The organism is Streptomyces sp. NBC_00872 (genome assembly GCF_045161915.1).
In the GTDB taxonomy this organism is placed as follows: Bacteria; Actinomycetota; Actinomycetes; order Streptomycetales; family Streptomycetaceae; genus Streptomyces.
On sequence record NZ_CP108806.1, the window covers coordinates 7,744,970 to 7,765,515 of the forward strand.

The 20,546-nt window shown below is 71.8% G+C and carries 11 protein-coding genes and 1 riboswitch; of the genes, 7 read left to right on the plus strand and 4 right to left on the minus strand.

All coding sequences use genetic code 11. The features are described 5' to 3' along the window. Positions 1-30 precede the first annotated feature (30 nt). The gene (locus OG214_RS33175; protein WP_405986796.1) at positions 31-747 is read right to left on the minus strand and encodes a lysophospholipid acyltransferase family protein; all 717 of its coding nucleotides are present in this window, start codon (positions 745-747) and stop codon (positions 31-33) included. A gap of 326 nt (positions 748-1,073) precedes the next feature. Between OG214_RS33175 and OG214_RS33180 the strand changes: the two genes are divergently transcribed. After that, on the plus strand, positions 1,074-1,400 hold the full coding sequence (locus OG214_RS33180) for a plasmid stabilization protein (RefSeq protein ID WP_383034728.1): 327 nt from the start codon (positions 1,074-1,076) through the stop codon (positions 1,398-1,400). Positions 1,401-1,484: 84 nt separating this feature from the next. Beyond that, positions 1,485-1,865: a VOC family protein gene (locus OG214_RS33185; RefSeq protein WP_363083489.1), complete on the plus strand. Its 381-nt coding sequence runs from the start codon at positions 1,485-1,487 to the stop codon at positions 1,863-1,865. Positions 1,866-1,925: 60 nt separating this feature from the next. On the opposite strand, the gene OG214_RS33190 is transcribed toward OG214_RS33185, so the two are convergent. From OG214_RS33190 to OG214_RS33200, 3 genes are all read right to left on the minus strand, one after another. Further along, positions 1,926-2,459, minus strand: a complete 534-nt coding sequence (locus OG214_RS33190; protein WP_363083488.1) for a DUF6328 family protein — start codon at positions 2,457-2,459, stop codon at positions 1,926-1,928. Between the two features lie 179 nt (positions 2,460-2,638). Then, complete coding sequence (gene metE, locus OG214_RS33195; protein ID WP_405986797.1) at positions 2,639-4,957, minus strand: 5-methyltetrahydropteroyltriglutamate--homocysteine S-methyltransferase; 2,319 nt, start codon at positions 4,955-4,957, stop codon at positions 2,639-2,641. A gap of 162 nt (positions 4,958-5,119) precedes the next feature. Then, positions 5,120-5,337: riboswitch (cobalamin riboswitch) on the minus strand. Between the two features lie 212 nt (positions 5,338-5,549). Beyond that, on the minus strand, positions 5,550-5,975 hold the full coding sequence (locus OG214_RS33200) for a hypothetical protein (RefSeq protein ID WP_405986798.1): 426 nt from the start codon (positions 5,973-5,975) through the stop codon (positions 5,550-5,552). 169 nt (positions 5,976-6,144) lie between these two features. Between OG214_RS33200 and OG214_RS33205 the strand changes: the two genes are divergently transcribed. The 5 genes from OG214_RS33205 to OG214_RS33225 all read left to right on the plus strand — a co-directional run bounded on the left by OG214_RS33205 (position 6,145) and on the right by OG214_RS33225 (position 20,486). After that, complete coding sequence (locus OG214_RS33205) at positions 6,145-7,188, plus strand: aminoglycoside phosphotransferase family protein (RefSeq protein ID WP_405986799.1); 1,044 nt, start codon at positions 6,145-6,147, stop codon at positions 7,186-7,188. Positions 7,189-7,408: 220 nt separating this feature from the next. Further along, a complete protein-coding gene (locus tag OG214_RS33210) occupies positions 7,409-8,542 on the plus strand; it encodes a winged helix DNA-binding domain-containing protein (protein ID WP_405986800.1) in 1,134 nt (377 codons plus the stop codon). Positions 8,543-8,671: 129 nt separating this feature from the next. Continuing rightward, positions 8,672-9,721 carry a pyridoxal phosphate-dependent aminotransferase gene (locus OG214_RS33215; RefSeq protein ID WP_405986801.1) on the plus strand — a complete coding sequence of 350 codons (1,050 nt, stop codon included), beginning with the start codon at positions 8,672-8,674 and terminating at the stop codon, positions 9,719-9,721. A gap of 31 nt (positions 9,722-9,752) precedes the next feature. Next, entirely contained in the window at positions 9,753-10,838 is a 1,086-nt protein-coding gene (locus OG214_RS33220; RefSeq protein ID WP_405986802.1) for a 2-ketoarginine methyltransferase, read from the plus strand. A 330-nt stretch (positions 10,839-11,168) separates the two neighbouring features. Then, positions 11,169-20,486, plus strand: a complete 9,318-nt coding sequence (locus tag OG214_RS33225) for an amino acid adenylation domain-containing protein (protein WP_405986803.1) — start codon at positions 11,169-11,171, stop codon at positions 20,484-20,486. Positions 20,487-20,546: the final 60 nt, after the last annotated feature.

Here is a 20,546-nt window from a genome sequence, read left to right on the forward strand (position 1 = left end):
CAGGGGCTTTCGCCGGTGGCGGATCCGCTGTCAGCGTGGCCGCCGCCGGAACTTTCGCGCCGGCTCGCTCTTCGCCTGCTCGGCCTTCACCTCGGCCGCGTAGCGGTCGACGTACTCCTGTCCGGACAGCCCGAGGATCGCGTACATGATCTCGTCGGTGACCGCGCGTACCGCGGCCTTCTGGTTCTCCAGACCGGCGTAGCGCGCGAACTCCAGCGGCTCACCGAAGCGGATCGTGACCCTTCTGATCCGGGGTACGACCTGACCGGGCGGCTGGATCTCGAACGTACCGACCATGGCACACGGCACCACAGGCACCTGCCCCCTGATCGCCATCACCGCGACCCCGACCTTGCCCTTGTAGAGCCGTCCGTCGTGCGAGCGGGTGCCCTCCGGATAGATCCCCAGCAGCTCGTCCTTGGCCAGCACCCCCAGCCCCTCCCGGATCGCCGCCTTTCCGGCCTCCTTCCCGGAGCGGTCGACGGGGATCTGCCCGGCGCCGCGGAAGAAGAACGCGGTCAGCCGCCCCTTGAGACCGGGACCGGTGAAGTACTCGGCCTTGGCGAGAAAGGTGATACGCCGCTTGAGGATCGCGGGCATCAGGAAGTGGTCGGAGAACGACAGATGATTGCCCGCGATGATCGCCGGGCCCTCGGCCGGAATGTGTTCGAGCCCCTCGATCCGGGGCCGGAAGAGCACGCGCAACAGGGGACCCAGCAGCACATATTTGAGCACGTAGTAGAACACAGGGTGCGCTCCTCACTGGCCCGACCGGCTCCAGGACGGCGTTGTCCCAGGTCAACCGGGTTCCCGGCGGACGCAAGTGTATGTGCAGGTGTCGTCAGTTGTAACCGTCTCCGGGCAGCCATGGCGTCGGCGGCGTGTGGTGTCCGCGCATGGCCCTCTCGCGCATGGCCCTCTCCTGTGGCGGCGGCCGGGCCGAGGATGTGCAGTGGGAAGGAGCGGGACGATCGACGGATGGATGTGAGCCCCGTGCTTCCGCGGGTACGCGCCCGTGGTGGAAGCTTTCGGTCCACGACGGGCCGAACGCGAATGCGAGGAGGAGGAGCGTCATGCCGCGTGGTTCGAGTCCCAAGCGGGAGCGTCAGTACGAGCACATCAAGGAGAGCGCGGAGGAGCGCGGAGAGTCCGAGGGCCGGGCGAAGGAGATCGCGGCGCGCACCGTGAACAAGGAACGTGCCAGGGCGGGCGAGTCGAGGACGGCGAGCCGGACATCGCTCCGGGACCCGAAGTCCGCGTCCCAGCGTGGCGGACAGCGCTCCCACACCGGCGCTCAGGGGCCGACGAAGGACCAGCTCTACGCCGAGGCGCGGAAGCGCGGTGTCGAAGGCCGCTCGACCATGACCAAGGAGCAGCTCGCCAAGGCCCTCGGCCGCTGACCCCCGGCGGGATCCGCCGCCCACGCCGAGCGGGCCGGAGCTGCGCCACGTGTGTGCGCCGTAACAGCGGGCAGGCGTTCCCCCATGACGGTGACCAAGACCAGCGTGCTCGTCCTGGACAGTGCCGAACCTGTCGAACTCGCGGGCTTCTACGCGACGTTCCTCGACGCCGAGACCCGGATCGGGAAGAACCCGGACTTCGTGGAGATCGTCGGCCATGACGGGGTCCATCTCGCGATCCGCAGGGATCATGGCCACGCGCCCGCCAGCTGGCCGCGTCCCGAGAGCTCCCAGCAGGCGCATCTGCGGATCCTGGTGGCCCGGGACGACATGGACGAGGCGGAGCGCGAGGCGATCAGCCTGGGCGCCAGGCCGCTGGAGACGAAGGACAACGGCGGCCCGCGCGACACACGGATCTACTCCGACCCGGCCGGACACCCCTTCACACTGGCCGCCCTGCCCTGACGGCACCGGCCGGGTCTGCTCAGGCCCGGCCGGTCGCGCCGTACCGACAGGTGTCTTCGGTCAGTCGTTGTCGGTGAGGCGGTAGCGGGCCCACAGGGGGAGGGCGAACCAGCACAGCAGGTACCAGGCGACCACGGTGGAGACCAGCCATGGTACGAACCCGTTGTGGGTGGCCGCGCGGAGTACCAGGAAGAGGGCGGACGTCAGGGTGGCCAGCAGCAGGACCATACCGGTGAACGTCAGCCTCGAAGCCCACACGACGGCCTGGGGTTTGATGCGCCGTCCGGAGACGATCCGGTGGAAGGCCACCGGCCCGATCAGCGCTCCCGTGGCGAGCGCGCCGAGCACCACGGTGACGATGTAGATGGTCTTGTCGGTCTGCTCCAGGGCCTGGAAGTGCGGTGTGAAGACCACGGTCAGCAGGAATCCGAAGAGGATCTGCACCCCGGTCTGCGTCACCCGTATCTCCTGGATGAGTTCCTGCCAGCGCCTGTCGGCCCGCTCATCGGCGGTCTCCTCGCGGCCTCTCCGGGCACCGGTGCCTGACCGCGCCTCCGGGGAAGCGGCTTCTGGGGATGTGTCGCTGGGGTTCACTCGTCCTCCGGGAGGTAGCGGCTCGGTGCCGTCCGCCTACCCCGGCCTTCGCACAAGAGGCCTGGCGGGGGGCCTGGCTTCCCTGCCCTCCGCCGCGGAAAGCTCCGCGGGACGGCCGGGGAGGACACGAGACGTGTCCTCCCCGGCCGCCGGGGGGTCAGGAGACGGGCAGCTCCTGATCAGGAGGCGGGCAGTTCCGCGCGGACTGTGCGGGCCGCGGTGACCAGGTTCTCCAGCGAGGCGCGGGTCTCGGGCCAGCCGCGGGTCTTCAGCCCGCAGTCGGGGTTGACCCACAGCCGTTCGGCGGGAATGGCCTCCAGTCCCTTGCGGAGCAGGGCCGCCGCCTCCTCCGCGGCGGGCACGCGCGGGGAGTGGATGTCGTACACACCGGGGCCCGCTTCGCGCGGGTAGCCGTGTACGGCGAGTTCGCGCGCGACCTGCATATGGGAGCGGGCGGCTTCCAGGCTGATGACGTCGGCGTCGAGGTCGTCGATGGCCTGGACGATGTCGCCAAACTCGGCGTAGCACATGTGCGTGTGGATCTGGGTGTCCGGGCGTACGCCGCTGGTGGTGAGGCGGAACGACTCGGTGGCCCAGTCGAGGTAGGCGGCGTGGTCGGCGGCGCGCAGGGGGAGCGTCTCGCGCAGGGCGGGCTCGTCGACCTGGATGACGGACGTGCCTGCCGCCTCAAGGTCGTCGACCTCGTCGCGCAGGGCGAGGGCGACCTGGCGGGCGGTGTCGCCGAGCGGCTGGTCGTCGCGGACGAACGACCATGCCAGCATGGTGACGGGTCCGGTGAGCATGCCCTTGACGGGGCGCCCGGTGAGCGACTGGGCGTAGGAGGTCCAGCGCACCGTCATCGGCTCGGGACGGGAGATGTCGCCGGCGAGGACCGGCGGGCGGACGTAGCGGGTGCCGTAGGACTGGACCCAGCCGTGCTGGGTGGCCAGGTAGCCGGTGAGCTGTTCGGCGAAGTACTGGACCATGTCGTTGCGTTCGGGCTCGCCGTGCACCAGGACGTCGATGCCCGTCTTCTCCTGGAAGGCGATGACCTCGTTGATCTCGGCCTTGATGCGCTCCTCGTATCCGGCGGTGTCGATACGTCCCGTGCGCAGCGCGGCGCGGGCCGTGCGCAGGTCATCGGTCTGCGGGAACGAGCCGATGGTGGTCGTCGGCAGCAGCGGCAGCTTGAGATGGGCGCGCTGGGCGATCGCACGCTCCGTGTAGGGCTGGGAGCGGCGGCCGTCGGCGTCGGTGACGGCGGCGGTCCTGGCCCGTACGGCCGGGTCGCGGGTGATCGGGGAGTTCGTCCGGGAGGCGAGGTCGGCGCGGTTGGCCGCGATCTCGGCGGCGATGGTGCCGGTTCCCCGGGCCAGTCCCCTGGCCAGGGTGACGATCTCGGTGGTCTTCTGCACGGCGAAGGCGAGCCAGCGAAGGATCTGCGGGTCGATGTCCCGTTCGGCGGCCGTGTCGAGAGGTACGTGCAGGAGGGAGCAGGAGGCGGCCACATCGACCCGGTCGGCGAGCCCGAGGAGGGTGCCGAGGATGGACAGGGACTTCTCGTAGTCGTTGATCCAGATGTTGCGGCCGTTGACCACACCGGCGACGAGCCGCTTGCCGGGCAGTCCGCCCACCGAGGCCAGGGCGTCGAGGTTGGCCGCCGCGGCGTCGGTGAAATCGAGCGCCAGGCCCTCGATCGGGGCCTTCGCGAGGATGGGCAGGGCGTCACCGAGCCGGTCGAAGTAGGAAGCGGCGAGCAGCTTCGGGCGGTCGGTGAGGCCGCCGAGATCACGGTAGGCGCGTGCGGCGGCGTTCAGCTCGGCCGGGGTGCGGTCCTGGACGAGGGCGGGCTCGTCGAGCTGGACCCACTCCGCGCCGGCGGCGCGCAGGTCCGCGAGCACCTCGGCGTAGACCGGCAGCAGCCGGTCCAGCAGGGTGAGCGGTTCGAAGTCGGCGGCCACCCCGGGGGCGGGCTTGGCGAGCAGGAGATAGGTGACGGGGCCGACGAGCACCGGGCGGGCGGTGAGACCGAGCGCGAGGGCTTCCTTGAGCTCGGCGACCTGCTTGGCGGAGTCGGCGGTGAAGACCGTGTCGGGGCCGAGTTCGGGGACGAGGTAGTGGTAATTCGTGTCGAACCACTTGGTCATCTCCAGCGGCGCCACGTCCTGGGTGCCGCGGGCCATCGCGAAGTAGCCGTCGAGCGCGTCGGCCGAGACGGCGTCACGGTGCCGCGCCGGTACGGCACCGACCATGACGCTGGTGTCCAGGACATGGTCGTAGTACGAGAAGTCGCCGGTCGGCACCTCGTGGACGCCGGCGTCCGCCAGCTGCCGCCAGTTGGCCCGGCGCAGGCCGGCCGCCGTCTCCCGGAGGGCGTCGGCGGTGACGCGGCCCTTCCAGTACCCCTCGACGGCCTTCTTCAGTTCCCGGTTCGGGCCCTGGCGGGGGTAGCCGTACACGGTGGCCCGTGCTGCCGCGGCCGCGGACTTCGCTGTCACGGAAATCTCCTTCGCGAGATGTCTCCTTGGATCCCGGAGACGGGACGCGAGCGCGAAGGGGTGACGAACCGAGCGGCACAGTTCCGCGCCGTCGCGCGCGCCTGTCCGTCTGGTATGTACGCCGACCCGCCCACGAGGTCACCGGGATGGCCGCACGCGATCGTTCGCGTACGGGCAACGGGCAGGTCTTCGGACTCGTGGGCACATCTGCCGAGACAGATTCCTACTGGCCGTCGCTTCCCAGATCCGGCCCGGATCCAGTGCGTATGACGGCGGTCGTTCCCACTTACCGCTGCGGGGCAGTCCCGGATTCCCACCGGGTTCCCTCTTACGACGCGTCTGCCTGGCGGGCAGGGCGAACCAGCTGCACCAGCCAGGCTAGAGCGCGGGCAACCTCCTGGTCACCTCTGTTCACATTCCGGAATGTGACATGAGACACGCGGTCGATCCGGATAACTGTGCGTGACCGGGTGCGGGGCGTGACCGGGTGCGGAGCGGTCCCGGGCGGGCGGCCGTACGTGACCGGTGCCCCGGTCGGAGTGCCCCGGTCCGGCTCACGCGCTCGCGGGAGACGGCGCACGCCTGAACGGAGTCACGGCCTCCGGGCAGCAAGCACGGCGAGAGCCACACACAGGACGCCGATCCCCAGCGGGAGCAGCGGGAAGACCAGGATCACCGCCCACTCGACGAAGCCCTTCTCGACAACCGGGCTGGGGCCCAACAGCGTCTCCTCCACCACCACTGTCTCGCCCGGCCTGCCGTCGTAACGCACCGATACCTCGTCCTGTGTCCCGCCATCCACAGCGCGTCCGACACACACGACGTAGCTCGGCCCTCGCCCGCCCCCTTCCGAGTGGCACGACGAGATCTTGACGCGCTCCGTCTCGCCCGTCCGGCCGAGCTCGAAGACGCCGAAGGCGACCAGAAAGCTCGCCCATCCGAGAAAGATCGTCGCGATGACCGCCCACGCCCCAACAGTTACGACTCGACCGTAATCTCGCACTGGCAGGCTCGGCACTGTCCCAGCCTATGCGGGAGCCGTGGCTCGGGAGCACGCACGGACGACGTCGCGGACATCCGTATCCCTCGCGTCCCTTACGACGAGAAGACCAGGACCGGCTTTTGACGACTCGGCACCTGCGGAATTCGGTTGTCAGCCGGCGGGCAGGCTGACCACTCTGGGGCGTATGAGCGACAACGGACAGCCCGGAGCGGGCGAAGGACCGGAGGACGGGCCGGAGGACGGGCAGGGGCACGGACCGGGGCACGGGCCGGGGGACAGTCGGGGCGCAGGACCGGGGGACGGGTCGGGGGACGGGGCGACGGGACTCCTTGTGCCGCCGATCGACACGGCGCTGGTACGGCGGCTGGTCGGCACGCAGTTTCCCCGGTGGTCCGGGCTCCCCGTGAGGCCTGTCGCGGTCGGCGGGAACGACAACCGGACCTTTCACCTCGGTGACACCATGACCGTTCGGCTTCCCAGCGGTCCCGGGTACGCGGGGCAGGTCGGCCAGGAACAGCGGTGGATGCCGTTCCTCGCACCGCGCCTCCCGCTCCCCGTGCCCGTTCCGCTGGCGAAGGGCGCGCCCGGCGAGGGCTATCCGCTGCACTGGTCCGTCTACCCCTGGCTGGAGGGGGAGAGCGCCGATGCCGGTCGTATCGACGACCTGACCGGGTTCGCCGTCACGCTGGCCGGGTTCCTGAACGCGCTGGCGCGGATCGACGCGTCCGGCGGACCGCCGCCCGCGTCGCACTCCGGCTTCCGCGGTGCTCCGCCCTCGGTCTACGACGAGGAAACCCGGCGGGCGATCGGCACGCTGGGGGATCTGATCGACGGGGCGGCGGCCACGGCGGTGTGGGAGGCGGCTCTCGCGGCGGTCCGGGAGGAGGCGCCGGTCTGGTTCCACGGAGATGTCGCGGCGGGGAACCTGCTGGTCAGGGATGGCCGGCTCGCCGCCGTCATCGACTTCGGCTGCTTCGGTGTCGGTGATCCGGCCTGCGATGTGGTGATCGCCTGGACGCTGCTGTCGGGGACGAGCCGCAAGGCGTTCCGGACCGCGCTGCGGGCCGACCACGGCACCTGGGTCCGTGGCCGTGGCTGGGCACTGTGGAAAGCCCTGATCACCTGGGTCGAGTTCGCCGGCTCCGACCCCGCGCGGGTGGCACAGTCGCGCCGGATCGTCGAAGCCATCCTCCACGAGCACGAGCACGAGCACGGGAGCCGGGCCTGACCGGCCGCCCGACTGAGCGCCTCACCGGCGGTACCGAGCACCACCAGTACGACGCGCCGCGAACCCCACGGACGTTTCCGCCGTCCGCCGTTCTGTCTTCTGTATAGGACACGGTCTGTCCGCTATCCCTGTGATCGTGGTCCATGCGCCGACCCCTCCAACGCCCGAACCGCTCCGCGCCGGCGTCCCGTTGGCGCGCGGGGCGCTGTCCGAGGGAGACATGACCATCCTTGACAGCCGCGCCCTCAACCGCGCGACCCTCGCCCGTCAGTATCTGCTCGACCGTGCCGACACACCGGTCCGCGACGCCGTGGCCCATCTGTGCGGGATGCAGGCACAACAACCGCAGGAGCCGTTCATCGGTCTGTGGTCCCGGCTCCGCGGCTTCGAGCCGAACGCGCTGGACGATCTGCTGACAGGGCGGGAGGTCGTGCGCACACATCTGATGCGCCGTACCGTCCATCTCGTCACCGCCGACGACGCGCTGGCCTGGCGCGCCCGCCATGACTCCATGCTGCGCCGGCGGGTGCTGGCGACCTATCGACGCGAACTCGCCGGCATCGACCTCGACGAGGTCGCCGCGGCGGGCAGGGCGGTCATGGCCGACCACCGGCCCCGCACCATGGCCGAACTCGTGCAGGCGCTCCAGGACCGCTGGCCCACGCCACCACGCCGCGCCCTGGGCGAACTGCTCGTCGCCGCCCTGATTCCGATGGTCCAGCTCCCGCCCCGCGGGCTGTGGCACAGCAGGTCAGGCGTGCGTAACCTGCCCCTGGCCACCTGGCTCGGACGCGACATCGATCCGCTTTCCCCCGACGCGACCGACGGGACCGACCCGGCCGACCCGGCAGACGCGACCGACCCGGCCGGGCAACAGCTCGTACGGCGCTATCTCGCCGTCCACGGGCCCGCCGCCACAGCGGACATCCGCGCCTGGTGCGGCCTCGCCGGACTCCCCGCCGCCGTCAGGGCCGTCCGCGAGGAACTCGTCACCTTCCGCGACGAACGCGGCCGCGAACTCCTCGACCTGCCCGATGCGCCGCGCCCGCACCCCGACACCCCCGCACCCGTCCGCTTCCTCCCGGCCTTCGACAATGTGATCCTCGGCTACCACGACCGCGGTCGCATCATCGACGACGCCCACCTCGGTCTGTCCGTCGCCGGTCTGCGCGCCGTTCTCGTCGACGGACGCGTCTCCGCCACCTGGACCGTGCGCGACAGCCGACTCGCCATCACCCCACTTCGTTCCCTCTCCACCGCGGAACAGGAAGCCGTCCACACCGAAGGCCAAGCCCTGGCCACCTTCCTGGACGAAGACATCGATCACGTGCACATCACGGCCGCCGACAGCTGAGAACCGCCAGGTCGGGCGCGGAAATGATCTTCGCCCCGTGGTCGGCAATTCACCCTTCTCCATGGGGGAGTTCACCTTGAGCAGAAACTCTCCGGTGGCCGCGGAAACACCCCATGGAACGGAACGAATATGCAGAGCACTGTTCACGGGGGGACCTCCGGCCTGCGCCTCGACTGGAACGAGTGCGCCACCGGACCCTCTCCGGCGGCGGTCGCCCGCGTCGTCGCCAACGCGGCCGACCTCCACCGGTATCCGCGCGGGCTGCTGGGTGAGGTGACCGAGGCCGTCGCCCGGGAGAACGGGGTGGAGGCGGAGTCCGTACTCCTGACGAACGGTGTGGACGAGGCCGTCGACCTCGCGCTGTCCCTGGTCGACACCGCGTATTTCGTCTCGCCCGGCTTCGACGCCTACCTCGACCGGGCCCTGGTGCTCGGCCGTACGGCTCGGGCGATCCCGCTGGACGAGCACTGGGAACCCGCTGTCGCGCCCGCCGAACTCGCCCGCGGAGGCGCGTTGTTCCTCGCCCAGCCGCACAACCCGACCGGTCATCTGTTCCGTTCCGAGTGGGTCGACGCGGTGGTCGCCGGCGCGGAGGTGGCCTTCCTCGACACGACGTACGCCGACTTCGCCGCCCCGGACGTACGGAGTGCGCTGACCGATCCGTACCCCCTCGGCACCCACCCCGGGCTACTGCTCTTCCGCAGCTTCTCCAAGAGCCACGGCCTGGCCGGTGTGCGGCTCGGCGCGCTGATCGGCACGCCCGAACTCATCTCCCGGCTGCGCCCCCGGCAGCGCTTCCACTCCGTCAACTCCATCGCCCTGCACGCCCTGGCCGGTTCCCTCGAAGACCCCGCACACCGGCTGCGGCTGTGTGCCCAGGTGCTGGCCGACCGTCCTCGGTATGTCGAGGCGCTGGGTTCGCATCCGGTGTTCGCCGAGGCGCGCGACACGCACACCAACTTCGTCGTCGCCCGCTGCCGGGACGGACTGTCCTCGGCCGATGTCGTCCGGCGGCTGGGCGACCGGGACGTATGGGTCAAGGACTGCGGGCCGCTCGGCCTGCCCGGATGGCTGCGTATCTCCGTCGGGACCCCTGACGACCTCGATCGGCTCATCCACGAGCTGAGCGCGATCGATTTTGCGCACACACCCCCGCGCACCGCGCCCCAGCGCGTCTGACCTCGCCACCAGCAAGTTGGAGAAACGTTTCATGAACGACGCCACCGCCGTACCGACCGACTTCGAGCACCGGCTCGTCGAGGCGATCCAGCCGATCCGTCACCTCGCGCTCGCCCACGCGCTGTACACCATGATGGACAGCGGGGTGTACGGAACCCTCACCGCGGTACCCGGCCTCACCTCCGCCGCCCTCGCCGAACGGCACGGATTCGATGCCGAGCGGTTCGCCGGCTTCTGTCTCTATCTCGCCAACGAGGGCTACCTCGCCCGGCGGACCGAAGGCGCGGACGAAGACGCCGACGAAGGCTGGCACCTCACCGACAAGGCGGCGGCCCTCGCGCCGTTCCAGCCCTGGTACACACTTCTGGTGGGCGGATACGCGCAGACGTTCGGCCAGCTCGGCGACGTACTGAAGAAGGGCGCTCCGTTCGCGAGCCGTGACGGCGCCAAGGTGGGCGCCGGATCGTGCGGGATGAGCATGTTCGACGCGCTGCCGCTGGCCGACCGGCTGCTGGACATGCTGCCCGGCGAGGGCCTCACCGTGGTCGACCTCGGCTGCGGGGACGCGGCGTTCCTGACCGAGCTGGTCCGCCGCCGCCCCGGTCTGCGCGGGGTGGGCATCGAGCCCGACGAGGTGGGCAGCAGGCTGGCGGCCGAGCGCGTCGAGGCCGAGGGGCTGTCCGACCGGATCACCATCCACCGGGGCCGGGCGGCCGACGCCGCGGCCTTCGAACTGCCCACCGACGGCACCCTCTGCTTCCTGACCGCCTTCGTCCTCCAGGAGATGCTGGAGCAGGAGAGCGAGGCGGCGGTCGAGGAACTGCTGCGCAAGACCATGGAGAACCACCCGGGCGCCCACTGGCTGGTCATCGAGGTGGACCATCAGCTGGACGACCCGGGCACCATGGCCCACGCGCTCGGGCTCTCGTACTACAACCCGTACTTCCTGCTGCATGTCATCACCGAACAGCGGCTGGAGAAGCGCGCGTTCTGGGACGAGCTGTTCGACCGGGCACGGCTGGACGTCGTCGACTTCGCGCACCCGGACGTACGCGTCGATTCCACCGCGCTCGAACTGGGTTACCTGCTGGCCGCCCGGGACACCGACGCCGGCTGACGGCTGAGCCCTGCCCGCCGGCCCTTGCCATGACAGCCGGCCTCTGCCGTGCCCGCCGGCCCCTGCGGGGACGGCCGACCCTTGCCGTGACGGTCGGTCACCGACCGTCGACGGCCGGCTGTCGACCGCTCACCACGCCACCGACCGCTCACTGCGGCACCGGCCGGCCACCGCTCCACCGTGCTCCCGCCGCACGGCGTCCCGTCCCGTCCCGAAGTGCCACGGGTCCGCGCCCGGCGCCGGCCACCCCGCGCTGTTCCCTCCCGCACTGTCCCACCCCGCGTTTCGAGCCCCACCCCGCCCGTCATGTACCGAAGGCAAGGAACCACCGTGCTCCTCCCACCGACCCCCGCCCCGCCTTCTCCCCCCGGACCCGATGGCCCGCCGGCCGCCCTCGACGTACTGGCGGCCATCGCCCGGCACGCGCAGGGCCGTCCCGACGGCATAGCGGTCACCGACGGTACGGACGAGATCTCGTACGGGCGGCTGTACGCACTGGTCCACCGCTACTCCGAGGAGTTGCGGCGGTCGGGTGTCCGGCCTGGCGACAACGTCGGTCTGTGCGCCCGGCGCGGACCGGCCACCGTGGTGGCCATGCTCGGTCTGCTGCGGGCCGGTGCCGCGTTCGTACCGCTCGACCCGGCCGATCCGGCCGAGCGGCTGCGGTCGATCGCCGAGCGCGGCGGTGTCCGCGCGGCCGTCTCCCCCGAGCGCTGGGCGGCGGACTTCGAGCGGGCCGGGCTGCGTGTGCTGCCACCCGTACCGCCGCTGGTAGCCCCGGTCGTACCACCGACTGTGCCTCCGCTGGTACCCCCGGTCGTACCAGCGACTGTGCCACCGCCCGCGTCCCCAGACACGGACCCCGGTCCGGACGATCTCGCGTACATCATCCACACCTCCGGAAGCACCGGACAGCCCAAGGGCGTCGCCATCCCCCGACGGGCGCTGGACCACTTCAGCCGGGAGATCGCCGCCGGGTACGGTCTGTCGCCCGGCGACCGGGTGCTCCAGTTCTCCTCGATCTCCTTCGACGGCAGCGTCGAGGAGATCTTCCCGCCGCTGTACGCGGGCGCCACCGTCGTCGTACGGGGCGAGGGGATGCTCGCGTCCCCCGGCGCGTTCCTCGACCGGTGCGGTGAACTGGGCCTCACCGTCCTGCACATACCGACCGCGTACTGGCACGAGGTCGTGGACGCCATGGTCCACGACGGTCTGCGGCTGCCCGGCTCGGCCCGTATCGTCAGCGTCGGCGGTGAGGAGATCCGGCAGGACCGCGTCGCCGACTGGCGCCGGCTGCACGCCGGGTCCCCGGTACGCCTCGTCAACGTCTACGGTCCGACCGAGACCACCGTCGTCGCGACCTGGGACGATCTGGCAGGACCGCTCGCCGGGGTCCGCCCCGTGGACGCGCCGGCGACGATCGGCCGCCCGCTGCCGGGTGTACGGATACGGATCGTCGGAAGCGAGGGTCCCGTTGCCCCGGGCGAGGAGGGTGAGCTGCACATCGGCGGCCCCACCGTCGGCGTCGGGTATGTGAATCTGCCCGAGCTGACCGCCGAGCGGTTCGGCACCGGCCCGGACGGCGTCCGCTACTACCACACCGGCGACCGGGTCCGGCAGTTGTCCGACGGCAGCCTCGTCTATCTGGGCCGGATGGACCGGCAGATCAAGGTGCGCGGGTTCCGGGTCGAGCCCACCGAGGTTGAGCAGGTGCTCCTCGCGGATCCCCGGGTCCGCGACGCCGTCGTGCGGTACGACGCCCGACGGGCCACGCTCGTCGGCTATCTGCTGCCCGCCGGAGACGGCTCGGCGGCCCCGTCCGCGCTGACGGATCCGGACCTGGCCGAGCTGACCGCGCACCTGTCGGACCGGCTGCCCGCGTACGCGGTTCCGTCCCGGCTCGTACCGGTCGAGGCGTTCCCCCTCAACTCCCGTGGCAAGGTGGACGCCGAGGCGCTCGCCGCGCTTGCCCTCCGCCCCACCGGCCACCCCACCGGCGCCGCCTCCAGCCCCGGGGCGCCGGACGCCCTGACCGGCACCGAGGGGACGCTCGCGGATCTGATCGCCGACGTACTGGGCGTGGAGTCCGTCGGCGCGGCCGACTCCGTGTTCCTGCTCGGCGCGAACTCACTGACCGCGATTCGTATCGTCACCAGGATCGAGCGCGCGTTCCGTGTCCGGTTCACCCTCGCCGACCTGTACGCGAACCCCACGGTGGCGGCACTGTCCGCCCTTCTGGCCGAGGCCGAGCCGAACACCGTCCCGGACCCGGGGGAGTCCGTGTCCGAAACCGGCACCGGCCCTGAGGCCAGTGCCAGGGCCGGCACCGGGGCCGGGGCCGACGACCGGCTGCCGCTCACACCGTTCCAGCAGGACGCCTGGCTCGCCGAACAACTGCACCCCGGCACGCCCATGCACACCCTCGGGCTGCGCTACCGCGTGACCGGCCCCGTGGACCCCGACGCCCTCACCGCCGCACTGCGGCGACTGGCCGAGCGGCACGAGGCGCTGCGCGCGGTCTTCGGCCGGTCGGACGACGGGCCGCTGATGGCGTTCGGCGGACGGACGCCGGACATCGAGGTCTCCGCCCACGACCTGAGGGAACTCCCGCCCGAACAACGCGAGATCCGGCGTGGCGAACTCGCCGACGCCCGCGGCCGTACGGTCCTGGACCTCGCCACCGGCCCGCTGCTGGCCGCCACTTGGCTGAGGCTGGACGACGATGTCCGGGAACTCGTCGTCGCCGTGCACCACTTGGTCTTCGACGGCTGGTCCGCCTCCGTCCTCGCCGACGACCTCGCGCACCTCCTCGACGGCGCCCCGCCCGCCCCCGCAGACCGTTTCTCCCCGCATCTGCGCCGGGCCCTGCGGTCCGCCTCGGACCCCGCCCGGCGGGCCGCCCTGCTGAGCCACTGGACCGACCGGCTCAACGGTGTCGACACGGATGCGGAGATACCGGCCGACCGGCCGCGTCCCGCCGTACGGTCCTTCACCGGCGCCAAGATCGAACACCGGCTGGACCCGGCACTGCTGACCCGCGTCGACGAAGCGGCGCGCGCGTCCGGGACCACGACGCACACCTTCGTTCTCGCCGCGCTGCAGACCCTCGTCGCCCGGCTGACGGGGCGCACCGACATCACCGTGCTCGCCCCGGTCGCACACCGCGACGCCCCGGACAGCGAGCGCGGTGTGGGCGCCTTCATCAACATCCTTCCGCTGCGCACCGATCTCTCCGGTGACCCCGACTTCCGGACGGCGCTGCGCCGCGCGACAGAAACGGTCGTGGACGCGCTCAGCCACCCGGACCAGTCACTGTCCGAGCTGGTCCGCGCCTTGCCGGTGACGCCTCGCGCCGACCGCGGACCACTCACCCAGGTGATGCTGATCGTCGTCAACACACCCGCCTCGGTGGCCCGGCACGGCGCGGTGACCGTGGAACACCTCGGCGACACCTTCCCGGGAACCACGAAGCTCGACCTCACCGTCACCCTGGACTTCCCGGCCGCCGGGCCGGTGCTGTCCGTGGAATACGCCACCGAGCTGTTCGACCGCGCCACCGCACAGCGGCTGCTCGAAAACCTGCTGACACTGCTGGGGAGCGCGCTCGACGAGCCCACCGCCGCGATCAGCCGCCTTACGCTGCTGTCGCCGGAGAGGCGCCAGGAGGTGCTGGCCGCGGGCCACGCGCCGACGGCCCCGGCGGAGGGGCAGATGACGGCCTCGGCGGACGGGCAGGCGACGGCTCCGGCGAGTGAGCAGGTGACGGTCCCGGCGGACGGGCGGCAGAGCGCTTCGGCCGTGCCTGAGCAGGGCGGCGTACACACCTTGTTCGAGGAACACGCCCGTCGCACTCCGGACGCCCCCGCCGTCACCCAGGGCGGCCTGCACTGGAGCTACGCCCGGCTGGACCAGGAGGCCGACCGGCTCGCCCGCGCGCTGCGCGCCGCCGGCGTCACCAACGGCGACCGGGTCGCCATCCATCTGCCGCAGGGCCCGGCGGTGTACGCGGCGGTGCTCGCGGTCTGGAAGGCGGGCGCGGCATATGTCCCGCTCGATCCCCGCTACCCGGCCGAGCGGCTGCGGCACATGTTCACGGACAGCGGTGCGTGCGTGCTGCTCACCGACGGGCCCGGCGACCCGACGGGGTTCGTCGCACCGGACGGTGTCCCGGTCATCCTCACGACCGGAGTCGGCGCCGGAGCCGGAGCCGTGGTCGGAGCCGGAGCCGTGGTCGGACCCGGACCCGGAGCCGGAGTTGAGCCCGCCGCCCCGGACACGGACGCCGCAGGAACACCGGACGCCGCACGAACACGGGTCGCACCGGGAACACCGGCCGCCCCGGCCGGACACCGGATCACGGCCGCCGACCCGGCGTACGTCCTCTACACCTCCGGCACCACCGGCCTGCCCAAGGGCGTCGTCGTCTCGCACGGCAACCTCCACCACGCCGTCGCCATGTGGCGGGAGGCGTACGGGCTGACTCCCGGCCTGTCCCATCTCCAGGCCGCCAACTCCTCCTTCGACGTCTTCGTCGGCGAGACCCTGCGTGCCCTCGGCACCGGTGGCCGGATCGTCGTCTGCCCGCACGAGACCCTGCTCGACCCGGACGCGCTCTACAGCCTGCTGTGCGACGAGCGGGTCAATGTCGCCGAGCTGGTACCGACCGTGCTGCGCGGCCTCCTCGACCACGCCGAGACCCGGTCGGGAGCCGGACACGGAGCCGGACAGGGAGCCGGGCACGAAGGCGGACACGGAGCGGGCCCATCAGCGCCGACCCCGCAGCCGCTGCCCGAGCTGAGGCTGCTCGCCGGCGGCGCCGAGAAGTGGTACGTCCACGAGTACCGTCGCGCCCTGGCCCTGGTCGGCCCCGGCGGACGGGTCGTCAACTCGTACGGTGTCACCGAGGCCACCGTCGACAACGCCTACTTCGAGGGCGACGTCAGCGGTGAACCGGCGCAGGCACCGCTGCCGATCGGCCGCCCGTACCCGGGCAACCGGCTGTACGTCCTCGACACGCACGGCCGTCCGCTGCCCTTCGGCGTCCCCGGCGAGCTGTGGATCGGCGGGCCGGGCGTGGCCACCGGCTACCACGCCCGGCCTGACCTCACCGAGGAGCGCTTCCGCCCCGACCCGTTCGCCCCGGAGCCCGGCGGCCGGATGTACCGGACCGGCGACGGCGCGCGGCTGCGCGCCGACGGGGTGATGGTGTTCCTCGGCCGTCTGGACGACCAGGTCAAGATCAACGGTCATCGCATCGAACTCGACGAGGTGGAAGCGGCGCTGGCCGCCCAGCCCGGCGTGCGTGCCGCGGCGGTCGCGGTCCGTCCCGACACCCGGGGCGTCTCCCGGCTCGTGGGGTACGCCGTTCCGGCCGACCCGGCGCTGCCGCCGACCGCGGAAGCGCTGCGCCGGGGCGTGCAGGAGATCCTTCCGCACTACGCGATACCCGCCAGGACGGTGATCCTGCCCGCGCTGCCCCTCGGCGCGAACGGCAAGGTGGACCGCAAGGCGCTGCCGCAGCCTCCCGAGGAACTGGAGAGCGGCGCCAGGACCGAGCCGCGCACCGGCACCGAGAAGGAACTCGCCGCCCTCTGGGCCGAGGTGCTGGGCCGCGAGCGGATCGCGCTGAACGACGGGTTCTTCGATCTCGGCGGCGACTCCTTCGCCGCCCTGCGCCTGGTACGCCTCGTCGAGCAGCGCTGCGGTGTCCGGGTCGCGCTGCTGGACCTGTACCGCAACGCGACGGTCGAGCGGCTCGCCGAGCACATCGCTCTGCGCACCGGTGCCGTGAACCCCGCGAACCCCGTGAACCCCGCGAACCCCGTGAACCCCGCGAACCCCGTGGACCCGGCGCGGGCCGGGACGGCCGGCTCCGGCGGTGAGGGATCACTGCTCCACCGGCTCACCCCGGACCGCGAACGCCCCGCCGCGGCCACCCTCGTCTGCATCCCGTACTCGGGCGGCCACGCGCTCGCCTTCGAGCCGGTCGCCAAGGCGCTGCCGGACGACTGGTCGCTGTACGCGCTCCAGAGTCCGGGCCGTGACTGGAGCCGTCCGGACGAGGAGGCGCTGCCGTTCGACGAACTGATCGACCGCTGCCTGGACGAGATGCGTGAACTGCCGGGCCCGGTGTACCTGTACGGGCACTGCCACGGCTCGGCGATCACCCTCGAACTGGGTATGCGGGCCGAGGCGGCGGGTCTGCCGCTGGCGGGTGTGGCGATCGGCGCGATGTTCCCGATGGCCCGGCTGCCCGGACGGTTCTTCGACTGGGTCTACCGGCACTTCCCGGTCGACCGGCTGGTGTCGGACCGCGCCATCCTGGAGGAGATCCGCGCGCTGGGCGGCGGGATGTCGGAATTCGACGACCCGGCGGAGTACGCCTTCGCGATGCGCTCGGTACGGCATGACGAGCGCGGTTCCGAGCACTACTACGCCCGGACGCTCAGCCGGGGACGGAGCCAGGTGCTGAAGGCCCCGCTGCTGAGCGTGGTCGGCTCCAAGGACCGCGTCACCGAGCTGTACACCGAACGCTTCCGCGAGTGGGAGCACTACGCGGACGATGTCGAACTGGCGGTGATCCCGAAGGCGGGGCACGGCTTCCTCAAGCACCAGGCGGTGGAACTGGCGGAGGAGGTGGCGGCCTGGGCCGGGCGCCGAGCCGCACCGGACGCCTCCCCGCAGGACCCCGGCGCACGGACACGGGCCCCCGCGACGGAGGAGACCGAGCAGGCGGCCCTGACCGGGCAGGCGGCCCGGACCGAGCGGACGGCCCTGACCGAGCAGAAGGCCCAGACCGGGCAGGCGTCCCGGACCGGGCAGGCGGTCCCGACCGGGCAGGCGGCGCGGGCGGCCCGGAGCGCGCGGGCCTCACGGGCGGCACCGCTTCCGGCCGCCCGTCCGGCGCCGTCCGGACCCGAGCCGAGTCTGGGCCGGTTCTCGGCCGTCGCGGCGGGCCAGTTCGTGTCGACCGTCGGCAGCGCGCTGAGCCAGCTCGTCATGAGCCTGTGGGTGTACCAGCGGACCGGCCAGGTGACCGCCTTCGCGTTCGTCGCCGCGGTCTCGCTGCTGCCCGGCCTGCTGGTCGGACCGCTCGCCGGTGTGGTGGCCGACCGCTACGACCGCAGGAAGGTGATGCTCTTCAGCGACCTGGCCGCCGGACTCGCCGTGCTGGGCATGATCGGGCTGCTCACCGGAGACCGCGTGAGCATGCCCTACGTATATCTGCTCTGCGGGCTGACCTCCGTCACCAGCGCCTTCCAACGGCCCGCGTATCTGGCGGCCGTGGCCCAGCTCGTACCGAAACCGTTCCTCGGACACGCGGGCGGTATCACCCAGCTCGGTACGGGAGCGGGCGCGCTGTTCGCCCCGATGCTCGGCGCGGGTCTGCTGAGCGTCGTCCCGCTGCCGGTGATCCTTCTGATCGATCTGGCCACCTTCGGCGTGGCCGTGGCCACACTGCTCCTGGTCCGCTTCCCCGACCGGCTGTTCCGCCGCCGTGAGGAGCCCGTCCGCTCGGAGATGCTGAACGGCTGGCGCTACATCACCCGGCGGCCCGGACTGAAGTCGGTCCTCTGGTACTTCGTCGTCGACCACTCCCTGTACGCCGTCGGGTTCGCGCTGATCACCCCGCTGGTGCTGATCGAGTACGACACCGCCACCCTCGGTGTGGTGCTCAGCGGCGGTGGCCTCGGCGCGCTGCTCGGCTCCCTCGCCATGAGCGTGTGGGGCGGTACCCGCCGCCGTACCGACGGCATGCTCCTCTTCATGGGCGCCAACAACCTCGGGCTGCTGGTGATCGGGCTGGCCGGCCGGCCGTGGCTGCTGGTCGCGGGCATGTTCGGCATGGCCTTCACCGAGTCGCTCATCAACGGCCACTGGATCGCGCTGCTCCAGCGGAAGGTCGGCCTGGAACTCCAGGGCCGGGTACTGGCCATCTTCATCACGGTCGTCACGGCCACCATGCCGCTCGGCTATCTGGTCGTCGGGCCGCTGGCCGACCATGTCTTCCGTCCGATGCTCATGCCGGACGGCGCGCTGGCCGGCTCCTTCGGAACCGTGCTGGGTACGGGCCCCGGCCGTGGCCTCGCCCTGGTCGTCGTCGTCAGCGGTCTGCTGCTCACGCTCTGGACCGTCCGGGCGTGGTTCAACCGCAAGCTGCGCTTCGTCGAGGACGCCCTGCCGGACGCGGTCCCGGACCCGGAGATCGAGGACCGCGACACCGAGCAGCGGCGCGCGGACGAGAGACTGCTGCCGGCGCTCGACGGCCCCCCGCCGACGGGAGCGCCCGCCGTCCCGGCTCCCGCCACGGCTTCCGCGGCGGGTTCCGCCACGGCTCCCGCCACTGCGACGGGCACCATCGCGACCGGCACCACGGCGACGGCGGAGGACGAGTGGCTCGACACCTGGCGCACGGTGTACGACACCTCGTACGCCGGCTCCTGGGACGCGATGGGGGAGGACTTCACCGGCTGGGACAGCAGCTACGACGGATCGGCCATCCCCGTCGCGGAGATGCGCGAATGGCGGGACGCCACCGTCGACCGCATCCTGGAGACCCGCCCGCGCCGGGTCCTGGAGATCGGCGTCGGCAGTGGGGTGTTCCTGGCACGTATCGCCCCGCACTGTGAGAAGTACGTGGGTACCGACCTGTCGCCGGTCGCCGTGGAGACACTCGACCGGCAACTCGAAGCCCATCCCGCGCTCCGGCAGCGGGTGGAGCTGCGAGCCCAGCCCGCCCATGTGACCACCGGACTGCCCGACGGCTACTTCGACACTGTGGTGATCAACTCGGTGGTCCAGTACTTCCCGAGCGGCGACTATCTGACCGGTGTGCTGACGGGCGTGCTGCCCCTGCTGGCCGCCGGCGGCCGGGTCTTCATCGGCGATGTCCGCAACCTGCGGCTCCAGGAGTGCTTCACCAGCGCGGTGCAGCGGCGACGGGCACCGGCCGGAACCGACGCGGTGACGCGGCGCGCCCTGGTCGACCGGGCGATGGAGACGGAGAACGAACTGCTGCTGGATCCCGCGTACTTCACGGCCTTCGCCGAGCGGTCGGGCGGGGTCGTCGCCGTCGACGTACGCACGAAGCGGGGCGCGGCCCACAACGAGCTGAACCGCTACCGCTACGACGTGCTCCTGGCCACGCCCCCGGCCGATACCGTCCCGATGGCCTCCGTGCCGACGCTCGCCTGGGGTACCGAGGTGACGACCCTGGACGACCTCGCTGCCCGACTCGCGCGGACCCTTCCGGTCCGTGTCACGGGAGTGCCCAACACCCGCCTGCGCGAAGACCTCGCCACGCTGGACGAACTGTCCGGCGCCGGCGCCGGCGCGGGTGCTGACGTGGGCACCGTTCGCGCTCCCGGGACCAGGCCCCCGGCCCCGGACCCGGAGGAGTTCCACCAGCTGGGCGACCGCCTCGGCCACTGGACGGCGATCACCTGGTCGCCGACCGACGACGACTGCCTGGACGTGGTGTTCGCACCGCGCGCCGATGTCGAGGGCCGGTGCGTCACGGGCGTCTTCGCCCCGTCACCGTCACCGTCACCGACGCCGTCGCTCACGCGGTCGGCGGAGAAGGACCGGGCAAGCCGCCCGCTCAACAACGTCCCCGGCGGCACACCGGTTCCGGCGGGAGCCCGGTAGGGCCTGCCTGCCCCGGCACCAGGCCCCGTATCCACCGCATCGGCGGCGGGGCCTGCCGGG

Excerpts from the sequence above, each read along its gene's own strand:
- OG214_RS33180 (WP_383034728.1), top strand. The coding sequence starts at position 1,074 with ATGCCGCGTGGTTCGAGTCCCAAGCGGGAGCGTCAGTACGAGCACATC.
- OG214_RS33185 (WP_363083489.1), top strand. The coding sequence starts at position 1,485 with ATGACGGTGACCAAGACCAGCGTGCTCGTCCTGGACAGTGCCGAACCT.
- OG214_RS33210 (WP_405986800.1), top strand. The coding sequence starts at position 7,409 with ATGACCATCCTTGACAGCCGCGCCCTCAACCGCGCGACCCTCGCCCGT.
- OG214_RS33220 (WP_405986802.1), top strand. The coding sequence starts at position 9,753 with ATGAACGACGCCACCGCCGTACCGACCGACTTCGAGCACCGGCTCGTC.
- OG214_RS33205 (WP_405986799.1), top strand. The coding sequence starts at position 6,145 with ATGAGCGACAACGGACAGCCCGGAGCGGGCGAAGGACCGGAGGACGGG.
- OG214_RS33215 (WP_405986801.1), top strand. The coding sequence starts at position 8,672 with ATGCAGAGCACTGTTCACGGGGGGACCTCCGGCCTGCGCCTCGACTGG.